14 protein-coding genes are annotated in these 15,780 nt (G+C 61.7%); 2 read left to right on the top strand and 12 right to left on the bottom strand.

Features of this window, described 5'->3' with window-relative positions; translation table 11 throughout:
* Nucleotides 1-57: 57 nt before the first annotated feature.
* From ACPZMI_RS14555 to ACPZMI_RS14580, 6 genes are all read right to left on the bottom strand, one after another.
* Nucleotides 58-840 (bottom strand): sulfoquinovose 1-dehydrogenase, encoded by a 783-nt coding sequence (locus ACPZMI_RS14555; protein WP_426352519.1) that lies wholly within the window; start codon nt 838-840, stop codon nt 58-60.
* Nucleotides 841-873: 33 nt separating this feature from the next.
* Nucleotides 874-1,749 carry a 6-deoxy-6-sulfogluconolactonase gene (locus ACPZMI_RS14560; protein WP_186664199.1) on the bottom strand — a complete coding sequence of 292 codons (876 nt, stop codon included), beginning with the start codon at nt 1,747-1,749 and terminating at the stop codon, nt 874-876.
* Nucleotides 1,746-2,648 (bottom strand): aldose 1-epimerase, encoded by a 903-nt coding sequence (locus ACPZMI_RS14565; protein WP_426352520.1) that lies wholly within the window; start codon nt 2,646-2,648, stop codon nt 1,746-1,748. The genes ACPZMI_RS14560 and ACPZMI_RS14565 overlap by 4 nt, the downstream gene beginning before the upstream one ends.
* 24 nt (nt 2,649-2,672) lie before the next feature.
* Nucleotides 2,673-3,773 (bottom strand): porin, encoded by a 1,101-nt coding sequence (locus tag ACPZMI_RS14570; RefSeq protein ID WP_186664197.1) that lies wholly within the window; start codon nt 3,771-3,773, stop codon nt 2,673-2,675.
* An 87-nt stretch (nt 3,774-3,860) separates the two neighbouring features.
* Nucleotides 3,861-5,900 carry an alpha-glucosidase gene (locus tag ACPZMI_RS14575; protein WP_426352521.1) on the bottom strand — a complete coding sequence of 680 codons (2,040 nt, stop codon included), beginning with the start codon at nt 5,898-5,900 and terminating at the stop codon, nt 3,861-3,863.
* Nucleotides 5,897-7,651: a solute:sodium symporter family transporter gene (locus ACPZMI_RS14580; RefSeq protein WP_186664195.1), complete on the bottom strand. Its 1,755-nt coding sequence runs from the start codon at nt 7,649-7,651 to the stop codon at nt 5,897-5,899. Before ACPZMI_RS14580 ends, ACPZMI_RS14575 begins: the two co-directional genes overlap by 4 nt.
* Before the next feature lie 230 nt (nt 7,652-7,881).
* Here ACPZMI_RS14580 and ACPZMI_RS14585 point away from each other — a divergent pair, with 230 nt between their 5' ends.
* Complete coding sequence (locus tag ACPZMI_RS14585) at nt 7,882-8,943, top strand: LacI family DNA-binding transcriptional regulator (protein ID WP_186664194.1); 1,062 nt, start codon at nt 7,882-7,884, stop codon at nt 8,941-8,943.
* 27 nt (nt 8,944-8,970) lie between these two features.
* On the opposite strand, the gene ACPZMI_RS14590 is transcribed toward ACPZMI_RS14585, so the two are convergent.
* The 6 genes from ACPZMI_RS14590 to ACPZMI_RS14615 all read right to left on the bottom strand — a co-directional run bounded on the left by ACPZMI_RS14590 (nt 8,971) and on the right by ACPZMI_RS14615 (nt 14,738).
* The gene (locus ACPZMI_RS14590) at nt 8,971-9,696 is read right to left on the bottom strand and encodes a TSUP family transporter (protein ID WP_186720439.1); all 726 of its coding nucleotides are present in this window, start codon (nt 9,694-9,696) and stop codon (nt 8,971-8,973) included.
* 26 nt (nt 9,697-9,722) lie between these two features.
* The gene (locus tag ACPZMI_RS14595; protein WP_426352522.1) at nt 9,723-10,682 is read right to left on the bottom strand and encodes a 2-hydroxyacid dehydrogenase; all 960 of its coding nucleotides are present in this window, start codon (nt 10,680-10,682) and stop codon (nt 9,723-9,725) included.
* Nucleotides 10,675-12,072 carry an MFS transporter gene (locus ACPZMI_RS14600; protein WP_426352553.1) on the bottom strand — a complete coding sequence of 466 codons (1,398 nt, stop codon included), beginning with the start codon at nt 12,070-12,072 and terminating at the stop codon, nt 10,675-10,677. The genes ACPZMI_RS14595 and ACPZMI_RS14600 overlap by 8 nt, the downstream gene beginning before the upstream one ends.
* Nucleotides 12,073-12,178: 106 nt before the next feature.
* The gene (locus ACPZMI_RS14605) at nt 12,179-12,946 is read right to left on the bottom strand and encodes a 2-dehydro-3,6-dideoxy-6-sulfogluconate aldolase (RefSeq protein ID WP_346655308.1); all 768 of its coding nucleotides are present in this window, start codon (nt 12,944-12,946) and stop codon (nt 12,179-12,181) included.
* 614 nt (nt 12,947-13,560) lie between these two features.
* On the bottom strand, nt 13,561-14,472 hold the full coding sequence (locus ACPZMI_RS14610; protein WP_186720443.1) for an SdiA-regulated domain-containing protein: 912 nt from the start codon (nt 14,470-14,472) through the stop codon (nt 13,561-13,563).
* Complete coding sequence (locus ACPZMI_RS14615) at nt 14,469-14,738, bottom strand: hypothetical protein (RefSeq protein ID WP_426352523.1); 270 nt, start codon at nt 14,736-14,738, stop codon at nt 14,469-14,471. The genes ACPZMI_RS14610 and ACPZMI_RS14615 overlap by 4 nt, the downstream gene beginning before the upstream one ends.
* Here ACPZMI_RS14615 and ACPZMI_RS14620 point away from each other — a divergent pair.
* Complete coding sequence (locus tag ACPZMI_RS14620; protein ID WP_426352524.1) at nt 14,733-15,674, top strand: GlxA family transcriptional regulator; 942 nt, start codon at nt 14,733-14,735, stop codon at nt 15,672-15,674. The two genes, ACPZMI_RS14615 and ACPZMI_RS14620, sit on opposite strands and share 6 nt — an antisense overlap.
* The last annotated feature ends 106 nt before the right edge of the window (nt 15,675-15,780 follow it).

Genomic DNA, 15,780 nt, shown 5'->3' on the forward strand with positions numbered 1-15,780 from the left:
ATCAATTTCGTAGCGCTACGATTTTTGCCCGAATCACCCCTGTCAGGAGTTGTGGGGTTATTGAATCGACAGTCCCGCATCGACGACAAAGTTCTGACCCGTGCAGCCGCGGCTATCATCGCTGGCCAGGAACAGCGCCAGGCGCGCGCAGTCGCTGGCATCCAGACGAAACTTGAGCATCTGCTGGTCGATGAACGACTGGCTGGCTGCCTCCAGACCGGCAGGGTCGGCGGCCCACATGGCATCCTGGCGTTCGGTACGAATAGCGCCTGGCACCAGGCTATTGACCCGGATGCCTTGCCCGCCCAGTTCGCGTGCCAAGGTGCGGGTCATTCCGTTCAACGCCGCCTTGGCGGTGGTGTAGCAGATCATCCCAGGGCGTCCGCGCATCCACGAGATCGAGCCCATGTTGATGATCGCCCCGCTGCCCCGCTTTGCCATGCCAGGCGTGACGGCCTGTGCAGCGAAGAAGGCGTGACGCAGGTTGGTCTGCATGCGTTCGTCCCAATACTCGACGCTGACATCGGCCAAGGCATGGCGGTCATCGCGGGCTGCGTTGTTGATCAGTACATCGATGCCACCCCAGGTGTGTTCCACTTCGGCCACACACCCCTGCAAGCGCTCGATATCGCGCACATCGCAGCGCAAGAACAGCACGTTGGCGCCCAGCGTCCGGGCCAGCGCCTGCCCGGCGTCGGCATCCAGGTCAAGGAAGGCGACGCGGCTGCCCTGTGCGACGAACGCTTCGACGAAGGCGCGACCGATGCCCGAGGCGCCACCGCTGATAAAGATCACTTTGCCGGCCAGGCTGGGGTACTGCGTATCGGTATGACGGTTCATGGTGATAGGTACTCGTGAGCAAGTGGAATGGATTCAACCGGCGAACAGCGGCTCGGGGCAGCCGGGCACGTCGACACGGGTGGCGAACACGCAGCCGGACAGCGGCCAGGCCGCCAGGTCTTCGGCGCTGCGGTTCTCGCGCGAACTGGTGATGTAAAGGGTACGCAGGTCGTCGCCACCGAAGGCGACCATGGTCGGCCAACGCGTCGGCACCTGGATTTCTGCCAGCACCTGGCCATCAGGGCTCAGGCGCAGCACCCGGCCGCCGTCGAACTGCGCGCTCCAATAGCAGCCCGCACTGTCGAACGCCGCGCCATCCGGGCGCCCGCCACTGCCACGCGGGAACTCGCGCAGCAACTGCCGGGGGCCGGGCTGGCCATCGGCATCCAGCGGATAGCGGTACAGCACATGGTTGGGGGTGTCGCTGTGGTAGACCCACGCGCGGTCCGGGCTGAAGGCGAGGCCGTTGGACACCATCACATCGCCGGCCACAACCTGGGCACGGTGCTGCGCATCGACTCGCACCAATTGCCCACCATTGCGGTCACGCGGTTGCCACAGGGTGCCAGCCCAGAAGCGCCCCCAAGGGTCGACGCGGCCATCGTTGAAGCGGCTGTGCTCTGCGCCGCTGGGGTTGTCGGCCAGGCGCTCGCCCAGCTGCCCCTGGGCATCGAGCAGGTAGATGCCGGTGCGCAGCGCGACAATGAAGCCACCCTGCTCGCGCAGGCCGAAACAGCCCAGCTCCTCAGGCAACTGCAAGGTGCTCACGCAGCCATCGCGGGGGTCAAGGCGATGCAGTTGCCCGGCCAGGATATCGGCCCAGTACAGGGCTTGCTCACGGACCGACCAGACCGGGCACTCGCCCAGTTCCGACGGCTGGCGGACCACACAGGTCAGGGTTTCACTCATGCAGGGTTCTCCAGGTTGGCGCCGCTCGGCAGCAAGCGCAACTCACGTTCGATCGACGCCCCCGGTGCCAGCCAGACCAGGCCGTGCGCCGTAGGCGTGGGGAAATTGATGGCGTTGTTGAGGTGGCTGACCGGCTCGACCGCGATAAAGTCCGCTGGTGCTGGCGGCGTGAACACCACCAGGTGCTCCAACCCTGGGCCGGCTTCCATGCGCAGGCCGACCTGTGCCTCTGGCCAATACAGACTGGCACGGGCATCCCAGCCCTCGAAGCAGTTGTCCAGGCCCACAGCGCCTATTGCCCGGGGCAGGCCGAAGTCCCAAGGTTCCGGCAGTGCCGTACGCTCGACCGGCAGGCCATCCGCGCCGGCATGCCAGACGTGCGCGGCACTGAAGCCCAGCTGCAATTCACCCTGGCGCTCGAAGTACGGGTGCCAGCCAAGACCCACCGGCATCGACTGCTCACTCAGGTTGGTGAGCCCCAGTCGCAGGCGCAGGCCGTCACCACTCAGGGTGATGCACTGCCACGCGACGAAGTCCCACGGCCAGTCTTCGGCATCGGCGCCCCGGGCCTGGTGGCGCAAGCTCAACTGGCAGCTGTGCGGCGAGTGGGCATCTACCTGCCACGCTCGCTGCCAGCCAAGACCATGTAGCGGATGCGGGTGATCGCCGAAATTGCGGCGCAGCTGCTGCGGCTCGCCATTGGCGCAAAAGCGCCCGTGGGCGATACGGTTGGAGTACGGGACCAGCGGGTAGCACGCCGTACGCCGAACGCTGTCGGTGCCGTCCCAGGGCCGCAGCAGCTCGAAGCTGCCAAGACGCAGGTAACCCAGCGCGCCGCCCAGGCTGGGCAGCACCCCGGCGCTCAGGGCGCCACAGGTGAGTGTGAGCTCCGGGTGCAATATGTGATTCGTCGCTATCAAGACTCAGAAGCTCCAGCGAATACCCAAGGTACCCGCCCAAGGGTCGTAACCGGCCGCCACACTGGGGTAATCCTCACTGAGCAGCGAGAAACCCTGGGTGGAATGGCTGTTGTTGTTGATATGGGAAACATAGGTATACAGCTGGGTATTGGGGTTGAACGAATAGATGTAGCCGGCATGGGCCGCCCAGGCCCGGGCGCCCTCGGCCTCGATTCGCTGGGAAACGCCGAAGGTCAGATCATTGTGATCGTCGAGGACGATCCGCGCATTGACCATCTTCGCCGAGGCGAACCAGCGGGCCTCGGTATCGCGCTTGGAGTACACATAGTTGGCCCCCCAGATCACGCCACCCCACTGGTAATTGCCCGACACCACGTGGGTCGTCTGGGTGTATAGCTCGCTGCTGGTTTCGGTAGGGGCCGAGTCATGGCGGTTGTAGCCATAACCCAACTTGGTGAACCCGTTGCGATAGCGCACATTGAAGCCACTGGTGCGGTTCTGGTTGGGGCCGTTCTCGATGCTGGAGTTGCCGTAGGAATAGCCCAGCTCGGTGGAAAAGCCGTTCACTTCAGGCGAGCGGTAGCGCACCGTGGTGTCGTAGAACCCGCCCGTGCCGCTTTTACCCAATACCGCAGTGTGCTCCAGACTCATGATCGCCGCCATGTTCGACAACCCATATAGGGCGACGTCCGAATCCAGGAACACCCAGTAGATCGGCATGTACAGGCTGCCCATGGCCACCGAGCCGAACGGGCCACTGACGCCGACGCCATAGCCGCGGTTGGTCGAGACTTGCCCGCCCTTCCAGATGCGCCGCAATACCAGCCCGCGCTCGCCGAACGCCTGTAGGGCATAACCGCTGTCGCCCAGGGCATAGTCGAGCTTTACCCCGAAGCGCGAGGCCTGCAGGTTGCCGTCCGAGACCATGGTATGGTCCGGGGCGGTCTTACTGAACGAGCCCGTCTGCACGTTCAGGTCGAGAATGCCATATGGGTTGATGCTGAGATTGCCGGCCTTCCAGACAATGGGTTCGGCATGGCTGGGCAGCGCATAGACGCTGGCCAGCAGAATGAAGCCAAGGACACGTTGATTTTTGTTGTTCATGTCAGCAGCGCTCTTTTATGGCCGCAGTGGGCCGGCGCGCCTGCCTTGGCAGGCGCTCACAGGTCAATTACAGGTAGCGGAGCGGGATCAGAGCACAGTCAGGCTCTGGAAGAGGGATTGCCAGCGGCTGCCCACTCGGCTGAACACCGGTGGTTGCCCCAGCGGTGCCGGGACCTCGACACGCTGCCCGCCCTCGAAACAATCGCCGCTCCACCAGTGCTGCCAGGTCTCGCCAGCCGGCAGGTAGACGCTCCAGTGCGTCTTGCCTTCGGCATGCACGGGCGCCACCAGCAGGTCACGGCCATACAGGTATTGGTCCTGAACGGCGTAGCAGCCAGCGTCCTGTTCGTGATGCAGAAACAACGGCCGTTGCAACGGCAGGCCGCTGGCCTGAGCCTCATCCATCAAGCTTTCGACGTAGGGTTTCATGCCTGCGAATACCCGGGTCATGCGGGCGAAATGCACCAGAGTGGCAGGGTCTTGCCAAAACTGCAGGTTCTGGTCCGGGCGGTTGCCTTCGTGAGTGCGCATCACCGGGGTGAACGCAGCCATTTCCGCCCAGCGCTGGAACAGTTCGGCGGTACGGCAGTTGCCATAGAGGCTGGTGTAGCCGCCGATATCACTGTGGTGATAGGCATTACCCAGCAGGCCGGACGACAACGCGCCGCAAATCACCGTTTGCAGGCCATCGTGGCGGCTGAAGTCAACCGACTGGTCACCCGCCCACAGCAACGGGCAGTGCGTCTGCACGCCGCTGTAGCCAGCGCGCATGAAGAACAGTGCATCGCCAGTGCGCCCGGCGTTGCCGATAGCGCGGGCATTGACCTCGGCCCAGCGTACTGGCCAGGCGTTGTGCTCGAGCATGGGGTCGGCATCGCCGGCCAGCTTGACGTCGATCGGCAGATACTCGCCAAAGTCCGCCATCCAGCCCGAGAGGCCCTTTTCGAGCATCTCCTGGCCGATGATCCGGGTTTCGAACCATTGCGCCGCCGCCGGCAAGGTGAAGTCGACCACGCCACAAAGGAACTCGCCGAAGTCGACCAGATAGGTGCCGTCCTCGGCGTTGGTCGCCAGGTAGCCCGCCGCTTCGGCTTCAGCGAACAGCGGGCCGTCATTGCACAGATAAGGGTTCACATAACCGAGGAAGCGCAGGCCGCGCTCGTGCAGACTACAGACCCACGCCTGATGGTCGGGGTAGCGCTCGGCATTCCATTGCCAGTCCCAGAACAAACGCTTGCCGAAAGAGGTGATACGCAGCCCTTCCCAATCCTCGCACCACAATGCACTGACCTTGGCGCCATGCTCGAGTGCGGTCTGCAGGTGCTGTTCGGCGTGCTCGCGGCCGTTCTTCAAACCGAGGATCGCACCGTCAAGCACCCATTGCGGCAGGCGCGGCTGGCGACCGAAATAACGGCTGAGGGCACCGACGAGGTCGATGTAGCTGTTGCCGACGAAAAACTCCAGCGCTTCGGGCACCGCCCACACTTGCAGTTCGTGGAAGTCGTCATGGCGGAAGTCAAAATCGGCGTACGCGCTGGTCACCAGATGCGCGCTGTAGCGCCGCGAGGAGATGAACGTCGGTTGCGGGTAGTTGGTGTGATAGTAATCACCCCCGGCGTTGGCTTCGTTGTCCGCCTGCAAGGTCAGCCAAGTCGACTTGTCTCGGCCTACGCCCGGCTCAGAAGTCCACAGCGGGAAGTTGCGTCCGCGCAAGTTCAAGTAAGACATCTGCTCGCCGCAACCCCAGACCTGCTCATTCACTTCGGCAGGCAGACGCAGCCACAGTCGATTGCAACCTGCCTGCGGCGCCTGCATGAGCAGGCGCACACGCTCGCCCTGGCAGTCCAGGCGCAGGGAAAGCAGCAGCGGGCCCTCGGACCAGGCGCGCAACTCGATGACACCGGCTGAAGTATCAAGGCGGGCGTGGCGCAAGGCGACCCTTTCCTGAACATAATCGCGAATACGGAAGTTACCGCGCTGCATTTCAATGCCAGCTTCACCGTAACCGGCGAACACAGCAGGCTGCAGCGGGCTGTGGCACCACAACAGGCGCCCGTCCACTTCCAGACGGATCTGCTCGCCTGCCTGGTGCAGGCTCACGTTCTGGGGGATAGATACGCTATTCATTGTGGGTTGGTCTCGTAGTCAGGCAGGGCATGGGTATTGGTCAGGTGTCGAAAACGACGGCGGCACAGCGCGGCGCCAGCAAAGGCCAGCAACCAGGTCAATGCCAGCAGCGGCAGATAGAGCCCGGAAGGTCCGCCGACACGGGCGACACCCAGTGGTGAGAAGGTCAGATAGATGGATACCAGCGCGGCGAACAGCATCACGCTGAAGCTGCCCGCGTGTCGCCACGGGGTCAGGTCGACGGTGCGCGCCGGAGTGGGCGATACGTAGGGAGTGGCGCGGTCGAAGTGCTTGCGTAGCAACACCAGCAAGACCATTTCCACAGCAAACATGATGCCCATGACGTGGATGAAGCTGATTCCCAGGCGGGTGTCGATCTTCAGTCCCAGCACCAGCACTGCATAGCACACCGCGTGCAGGCCAAGCACCAGCTTGGCGGGCGTCGCGCCGCCTCGAGCACTGAAGAAGCCGAACAGCATGATGGCGATGATCGGCATGTTGAAGAAGCCGGTGAAGCGACGCAGGACCGCATAGATACCTTCCGGGGTGTACATCAGCATCGGTGCGACCACCAGCGACACCAGTGCGGCGATCACGCTGACTCGCTTGCCGAAGCGCACCAGCGCCTCGTCCGAAGCCATTGGCCGGATCGACTTGTAGAAGTCATAGGTCAGCAGCGTGGCAGTACCATTGATGATCGCATTGAAGTGGCTCATCACCGTGCCGAAGATCACCGCCACGAAGAAGCCCTTCATCCACCATGGCATCAGCGCGGCAACCAACGCCGGATAGGCCAAGTCGGAATTGGCCAGCGGCTGGTCGCGGAACAGGTGCCAGGCGATCACACCAGGCATCAGCATGGCAAGCGGCACCAGCAGTTTCAGGCAACCCGACAGCAACACGCCCTTCTGGCCCTCGGCCAGGTTCTTGGCAGCCATGCTTTTCTGCACGATGGCCTGGTTGGTGCACCAGTAGAACAGGTTGGCGAAGATCATGCCGGTGAACACCGCACCAAACGGCACCTTGTCTTCGCTGCCGCCAATGGCATTGAGTTTCTGCGGGTTGTCGTGCAGCAGGGTTTGGGCACCGGACAGTACATCACCCTGCCCCAGCGTCCACAGACCGATGATCGGGATGAGGACCACCACCACCAGCAAGCCTATGCCGTTGATGGTGTCCGATACCGCCACGGCCCGAAGCCCGCCCAGTACCGCATAGGCAGCGCCAATCACTCCGGTCGCCACGATCAGCAGACTGATCGTGGCCGGGTAGGACCAGCCGAGAATGCCCTGCAGGTCGAAAATCTGATTGAAGGTGATAGCCCCCAGATACAGCGAAGCCGGGTTGAGCACCAGGGTGTAGGTGGCAACCATCAGCGCACTCACTATTCGGCGCGTAGCACGGTCATAGCGTTTCTCGATGAACTCCGGCAGGGTCGAGAAGCCGCCGCGCAAGTAACGAGGCAGGAAAAACAAGGCCAGAGCGATAGTCGAAACGGCCGCAGTGGCCTCCCAGGCCATGGAGCTGAGGTTGTGGGCGTATGAATCACCGTTGAGGCCGACCAACTGATCGATGGACAGGTTGGTCAGCATCATCGATCCGGCAATGAACCAGCCATTGAGGCCGCCGCTCGCCATGAAGTAACCATGGGCGCCAACGTCCTTGGCCTGGCGCGTGAATCGGTAGGAAATCACTGCGACCAGTGCAGTGAAGAACAGCATGCTCAGGAAGGTGAAAAGGGATGTGCTCATTTTTATATTTGTTCTCCAACGCGGGTTGGGATGCGATGCGACAACAAAATCGCAGCGCTGCAAAATTACCAGGCGAGCTTATCTCAGGCTAAATCGCAGCGCTACGATTTTATTCGAAAAGACACGTTTGATTTTCGAAAGCGAACATCCATGCCGCCAGCCAAGCGCTTTTGCGATTGACTTGCCATCGTCAGGCTCGCATCCTTTTGCCTTCGAAGAACGAGGTGGCGATGAGCGATAGATCAGACAGCGAAGTCAGCAACGGTGCAGTACGCCGCCCCCGGATCAACCGGGTAACCATGGGTATGGTTGCTGAACAGGCCAAGGTCTCCCCAAGCACGGTATCGCTATTTCTACGCGACCCGGATGCGGTCTCAAGCAAGCGCGCTGAACGCATCCGCAAAGCCATCGCCGACACTGGCTATACCATCAATCGCCTCGCCGGCGCCTTGGCAGGCAACCACAGTCGTGCAGTCGCAGTGATCGTGCCGTCGATGATCAACGCCTTCTTCTCGGAAACCCTGCAAGCTATGCAGGAAGTCTTTGAAAGCCGTGGCTACCAGTTGTTGATCAGTAACAGCGACTACGACCCGAAACGAGAGCTGGAGTTGCTGCGCGCCCACCTGTCATGGTCACCGGCAGCCCTGGTCGTCACTGGCAGCGACCACGCCGCCGCCCGTCCACTGCTCGAAGCCACGGGCATTCCCGTGGCTCAGATGTGGGAGTTGGGCAACGACCCGTTCCACCTTCAGGTCGGTTTCGACCACCAAGCCGTCGGCGCAGCCCTGGCCGAGCACCTGTACGCGCAGGACCTGGAACGCTTCGTCTATGTCGGCACCCGCATGCACCTCGACCACCGCGCCCGCCAGCGCGCCGAAGGGTTCAGTTCCTGGTTGAATGGCAAGGGGCTGACCGCGCAGGTGATCGCGCTGGAGCAAAACACCTCACAGGTCGAACTGAGCGAGGTATTCGATGAAATTGCCCGTCACGGTGATGGGCCACAAGGCCTCTGCTGTTCGAACGATATACTGGCCATCGCAGCCTTGTTCGAAGCGCAGCGCCGCGGCATTGCCGTACCGCAGCAGTTGGCGATTGCAGGCTTTGGCGACCTGCCACTGAGCAAGCTCAGTGCACCGCGTCTGACCACCGTACGTCCTTATCCTGCCGAGATCGGACGAACCGTGGCCAGTCAGCTGTTGGCTTGGATCGAGGCAGGTACCCTCCCCGATAAACCTCAGGTCGTCGACCTGGGTTTCGAGTTGGTCGTACGCCAGAGCAGCGTGCGCCAGTGATAGGCTCACGCAGCACCGCCGGCCAGGCTAGGCAGCCAAGAGCACCTTGCCGATAAGGCTCGCCCCCGCCAGCAACAGCAGACCGAACACTGCCAGACGCAGCACCTGCGGTGAAATCGCCAGCGGGTGACGCCGCATCCACCAGGTCAGCAGGAACACGATCGGCAATGCCTCCAACGAGAGGTAGCCCGCCTGCAGCTCGAATCGGTGCGTAGCTACTACTACGCTCAAGCGCATCAAAGCATTGACTGCGAACACTACGATCAGCGTGTCGCGGATGACCTGCACGGCCAGTGGCTGGCGATAGAGCTGGTAGACCAACGGCGGCCCGGCACTTGAAAACAACCCGCCCATCACGCCGGAAATACTGGCGAAAAAGGCGAAACCGAACCGCCCCGACATCTGCTGTCGCCCTCGGGACTGCAGGATCAGCATGAAGCTGCAGACGATGATGGTGATGCCGAGGATGATCTCCAGCAGGTCCCGCTCATGGGCGCCTAGCACTGCCAGCAAGCACACGCCAGCGACGACACCAGCCAGGCTGCAGGCCAACACGAGCAGGACGAGCCGGCGCGGCAGCCCCGGCCACTTGCGCACCATGACTACCGCGTTGGCCAGCGTCAGGATCGAGCTCACGTTCGCCACGGTTTCCATGGGCGCCAAGTCCAGCATGCCGGTCAGCCCCAATAGCAACAGGCCGAAAGCAAAGCCGGTGGCGTTCTGGGCGAAAGTGGCGACGACGACACACGACATGAACCCAATGTGCTGCCACCACTCCATCACTGCGCGCCCTCGGGCACCGGGTGTAACACCACGCCGGTGGCAAACAGCGCAGCCAGGTTGGCTAGCACCCGGTCGGCCATGGCCTGACGCGTTTCTTTGGTGCCACTGGCCACATTTGGCGACAACACGACCGTATCCAGTTCACGCAAGGCGGCTGGCACGTGCGGTTCATCCGCGAACACGTCCAATGCCGCCCCGGCAATCCGGCCGTTGCTCAGCGCATCGATCAGCGCGTACTGATCCACCACCGAGCCACGCGCCACGTTGACCAGCATCCCTGTGGGGCCCAGTGCCTCAAGCACCTGCCGACTGACCAGCCCGTCGGTGGCGCTACCACCAGGCACAGCCAACACCAGAAAATCACTGCACTCGGCCAACGTCAGCAACGAGTCATGGTAGGTGTACGCCAGCTGAGGCTTTGGCGTACGGCTCGAGTAGTTCACCTGCATGCCGAAGGCACTGGCGCGCCTGGCAATCGCCTGGTCGATCGACCCCATGCCAACGATGCCGCAGGTCTTGCCGCCCAGCGCGGTGGTCAGACCAAAGCGTTCTGCCTCCCAACGCCCGGCCCTGACGAAGCGGTCAGCCACCACCACTTGCCGGGCGACGGCCAGCAACAGGGCCATGGCGACGTCGGCCACGCAATCGTTGAGCACATCAGGCGTGTTGCTGACCTGGATGCCCCGGGCGCGGGCTGCTTTCAGGTCGACGGCGTCGGTTCCCACACCAAAACAGACAATGGCACGCAAGGCCGGTAACTGCTCGATCAGATGGGCACTGGCCCCATGCACACCCGTGGTCACCAACGCCTGAACGTCCGCGCCCTGTTCGGCCCGGAGCGTCGCGGGCGATTCACAGCGCCATAGCTCCAGCAGCTGATAGTGTTGTTCAAGCTGTGACAGCAAGGCAGGCAGCAAAGGCCCGACGCTCAGCACCAGCGGTTTGGTATCAGACATCACGAATCTCTCTCTTGCCAGGTATTGCCGGATTCAGCTCAAGGCGGAGCAGCGGGCCGACTACAACCAGGTAACTGAACATCGCTAGCAGCGCATTGGCGGCGACGAACACCAGGGCCATATTGAAGGAACCGGTGGCCTGCACGATGAAGCCAATGATGATGGGAGTGGTGATGCCACCGATGTTGCCGAAAGTGTTGAACAACCCAGCCGTCACCCCACCCGCCTTTCGTGGCGCAGCGTCGGCCATGACCGCCCAGCCCAGTGATGCGAAGCCCTTGCCGAAGAAGGCGAACGCCATGATCGCGATAACCCTCCACGGCAAGGACACGTAGTTGCAGATGATCATGCTGGTGGAGGCCAGCAACCCGACAATGATCGGCACTTTGCGCGCCAGGCTCAGCGAGCCGGTCTTGCGCATGATGCCGTCGGAGCAGAGCCCGCCCAGCAGGTTGCCGACAAAACCACAGATTGCCGGGATCGAGGCCAGGAAGCCGGCCTGTAGAATCGACATGCCGCGCTCTTGCACCAGGTAGATCGGGAACCAGGTGGTGAAAAAATAGGTAATCGTGGAAAAGCAGTAGTGGCCGATATAGATCCCCACCATCATCCGACTGCTCAGCAAACCCTTGAGAATCACCGGCAGTGTCAATGGGTTGTCGGTTTTTCGCAGCTTGCCGAGATGGGCATCCATGTCGACTACCGCACCGCCTTCACGCAAGTAGTCCAGCTCGGCCTGATTGATGCGCTGGTGCTCCAGCGGTGAATGCACCTTGCGTACCCAGACCCAAGCCATGATGAAACCCAACACGCCCATCATCACGTAAACCGAGCGCCAACCGTAGGCATGGATCAGCCAGCCACTGACGGGCGCGAACAGCACGATCGCGAAGTACTGCCCGGAGTTGAAGATCGAGGACGCCGTGCCCCGCTCACTTGCCGGGAACCATGAGGCAACCATCCGGCTGTTGCCCGGGGCTGCCGGCGCCTCAGCCAGACCGACCAGAAAGCGCAAGGCGAAAAATGCCGTGACCACAAGGCTGACGTTGGAGCCGCCGTTGAACGCCTGGACCAGGGTCAGCAGCGACCAGCAGAAAATGCTGACCGCATAGGTACGCTTGGAGCCGTAGCGGTCCAGCAACCAGCCACCTGGCAACTGGCCCAGCGCGTAGGCCCAGGCGAATGCCGAGAACATCCAGCCCATTTGAACCGGGCTGAGTGCGAACTCGCCCTGGATAGCGGAGCCCGTAATAGACAGGATATTTCGGTCGCCATAGTTCAGCGTCGAGACGAGGAACAGGATAAGGATGATCCAGTAGCGCGTCCGTGAAGGCGTCACCGTTGCCGCGGCGCTGGCCGCGACCTGGCCGGAAATGGGTGCCTGATTCATCGAGAGTCCTTCCGGTGCGCGATGGCGCCGGTTTGTTGTTCTTGTAGGGATGCTCAATCGGCTACTGCAACACGGAGGTAGCCTGCGCGGGGCGCAACGGTAGCAGTCAGTAGGCCGTGGCTACCGCTTCGGGCGCCTGGCGGCCTTTCAGGGCCACCAGCAGTTCATTGGCCTTGCTCATCATCATCGCCATGTCCGAGGCCACAGCGGCGAAGGCGTAGCCCTGCTCCAGGTAGCTGCCGACCAGCTCCGGCGTGCCGCCAACGATGCCGATGGGCATGCCGATGGCTTTGCAGCGCACGATCGCGTCGCTGATCATGGCCTGGATATGAGGGTGCGCCGGGTTGCCGATATGGCCACAGACACTCGACAGGTCGCCCGGGCCGAGGAACAGCGCATCGACACCCGGCACGGCCGCGATTTCCTCGAGGTTGGCCAACGCGGTGGCGGTCTCGATCTGCAGGATGCAGCACACCGAGTCATTGGCCTGCTGACCGTAGCCCTTCCAGGTGCCGTAGCGGCTGGCGCGGTGCACGGCAGCGAAGCCGCGGGTGCCCATGGGTGGATACTTGATCGCGCTGACCGCTGCCCTGGCCTGCTCGGCATTCTCCACGAACGGCACCATCACATTGGTCGAGCCCAGGTCCAGTGCGCGCTTGAGCAGCACGGGGTCATTGGCGGCCACCCGCACGATCGGCTGCGCACCGGTGCACTGAATGGCCTGCAAAATGTGCCAGAGATCGCGGAACTCGATCGGTACGTGCTCCATGTCCACCAGCAGCCAGTCGAAGCCTGCGTATCCCAGTGCTTCTGCCGTACTGGCCGATGCGGACATGAGCCAGGTACCGAGCAGTGCAGATTGGCGTTTCAGCAGAAGAGTGAAGGCGGGGGGCGTGACAGCAGTGGACATGGTGACCTCCTGAGGGTTGATCAACCAGCGCTACGAAGCAGAATCGTAGCGCTACGATTTTTCAGAAAGCCTACTGGATTATTAATCGCAGCGCTACGATTTTATCCAGGCGCTCCCCCAGAGCTCGTGACAGACGCCCAAAATTTGCAGGCTAGAGGTGAGCACGGGCCAGCTGGAACCTGTCACCCGCCTTGACAGTCAATGTTCACCCGCATGGGCTGGTACCCAACGGGGCAAACGGACGCGCTGTGACCCTGCCTGGCGCCCTGCCCTACGCAACCAATAATCCAAGCGTACGCCGAGCAAGCCAAAACTGACGTACACTGAAAGCCGTAGACGACCACTCCGAAAGCTGTCAGAGATCGCCATTCTCGATCGCGCATCCTCGTGAGGGTATCGCGGGTATTTTTGGGGGTATATTTCCGCTTCTTGAGAGCAGAAATACCGCTCTAGAGCCCTGTCCAAATGTTCTTCGGGGATCCGGATAGTTTGTAACTGAGTTCCACCAAGCGCCTCAAAACTTCAAGTACCTGGAGTCATGAGGCTCTCCGGCCCCGACGCAGCGCAGCGACCCGCCGTCAGCGCCCGTACCTGTACAACAGGTTCGGCTCACTTACTATCACGATCTCTCGCCGTGGTCCCAAAGTGACACCTTCGGCTTGGGGGACGCCCTCGTCCAGTCCATGCAACCCACGCTGCAAATCCAGAAAGCTCAACGGCGCATAACCGCTATCGACCTCGACCAGGCGCTTGGACTCGTCACTGAGCACAAGCAGGTGCCGGGTCTGAAGGTCGTAATGCAGCGCCGAGATATCGCTCAAGCGCAAACGCCACAAGACCAAAGCCGACACCTGCGTACGGGGTAGACGCCTGGACGACGTATCGGCGGTCGGGACGCCATTGACGACTTCGAACAGCCGCATAGGCTGTTTTTCCTGGGAGGCGAACAGCACTGCGCTGTCCGAATCGAAAGCGATCCCCTCTACACCTCGGTTATTGTCAGCGCGCTCACCGAGTTCGAACGCGGGCAACGCAGCGCGTACGATTGGCTGGGACAGCTGCTTGATTGCAAGCCTTACCACTGTCTGGCGTCGCTCCTCGGCGATCAGCAAATGGCCGTTGCCATCGTAGCTCAAGGCTTCCGGGTCCTCAAAACCCGGCAGGTCGTAGCGCGCCATTAGCTGGAAACTTTCGTTGTACTCGAAAAGTCCGGCGGGTTTGTTCACCAACACGAAGTAGCGCTGCAGCTCAGGGACATGGATGATATCCGAAGCATTCGCCTCAATGCCGGGTAACTGCAAGCGCTCGATGAACTGGTATTGCCCGAGCCAGATGCTGCGCTGGCGTATGGGTTCAGCTACCGTGTATCGCTGCCACAACTGCCCCAGTTGTTCGCCTAGCTGCAAATGGGTCACAAGCCATAGCGCACACCCCAGTACAACGGCCATGCAGCCCAAAGGATAGAGTCGGTTCGAGAGTGTGGGGGTCATTGCGTGGCATTCCTCGGAGCATGGGAAGACACCGCCATCGGTACCGCCTGGCAGCGCAACAGTTCACTGGCATTGGCTTGGGCGACCGGGTGGCAGTCCAGCGAAGGGGGGAGCGGCGACGTGAGGTCTCGCAGTCGCCGCGTCAGGTAGAACACCGAGTCAGTCGGCAACTGCAGCACCGACTTGGCATGGTGCACCTGGCCGGCGCTGTAGAATTCGGCGGAATAGGAGCGCCGCCCGAGGTAGAACAGCGGTGCAGGTTGCATCAGGCTCGCCCGCTGCCAGGCCAGGACGATTTCCATGTCGCCAACCGTATTGCGCTTGAACAACTCGGCGCGAAGCAGCCGCCGATCAGAGTGCGCCATTGGCGTTTGACGGATGATTTGAGAAGCCTGGAGTGCTACTTCGACACCCATCACGGCCACGAGGAAAATGCCCCGATCATTTTGGCGCCTCCCTGCCTGAACCAGCGTCCGCAACCGGCACAGATCGCCCCCGTCATCGACTGGCTACGGGAGCAGTACCAGCAAGGCGCAATCATCGGCTCCGTTTGCGCGGGGGCCTTCATTCTGGCGCACTCAGGGCTGCTCAACGGCCGCCGTGCAACCACTCACTGGGCCTTAGCCCATGAACTCGCCAAAGGCTTCCCGGAGGTTCAGGTAGACGCGGACAAACTACTCATCGATGACGGTGACATCATCACCGCCGGCGGTCTGACCGCCTGGATAGACTTAGGACTTTCGATCGTCAATCGACTGCTGGGCGCGACCATCGCCAGCCATACCGCACGCTTTCTAGTCGCTGACCCAGCTCGCCACTCACAACAGCAATTCATCACCTTCAAACCAAACTTCGTCCATGGTGATGAAGTGATACTGAAATTGCAGCGCTGGTTAAGCAACCAATCGCTGGAGAAGATCACCTTCGCGCAGATGGCCACCTGTGCAGGCTTGGGGGAACGCACACTTCTGCGCCGGTTCAGCGCCGCAACGGGCTATAAGCCCAACGAATACATCCAACGCATGCGAATCGAGAAAGCTCGCGAACTGCTCGAGCTTACCCAACGCCCCATCGAGAGCGTTGCCGGAGAGGTGGGCTACCAAGACGTGGGCACCTTTCGCCAGATGTTCAAGAAATTCAATAGCCTGACACCCCGCGAGTACCGCAAGAAATTCGCCTTGCATAAATCGTCGAGGTGCTAAGGTCTGTATGAAAAGCCTTGTGACGAAGGTCAGGCAAGGCGAAAACAGGCGAGGAACGGTCGGAGTCGCGCTCGACTTTACGGGTTGTAAATGAGCATAACGACCG

The organism is Pseudomonas wayambapalatensis (assembly GCF_049942315.1).
In the GTDB taxonomy this organism is placed as follows: Bacteria; Pseudomonadota; Gammaproteobacteria; order Pseudomonadales; family Pseudomonadaceae; genus Aquipseudomonas; species Aquipseudomonas wayambapalatensis.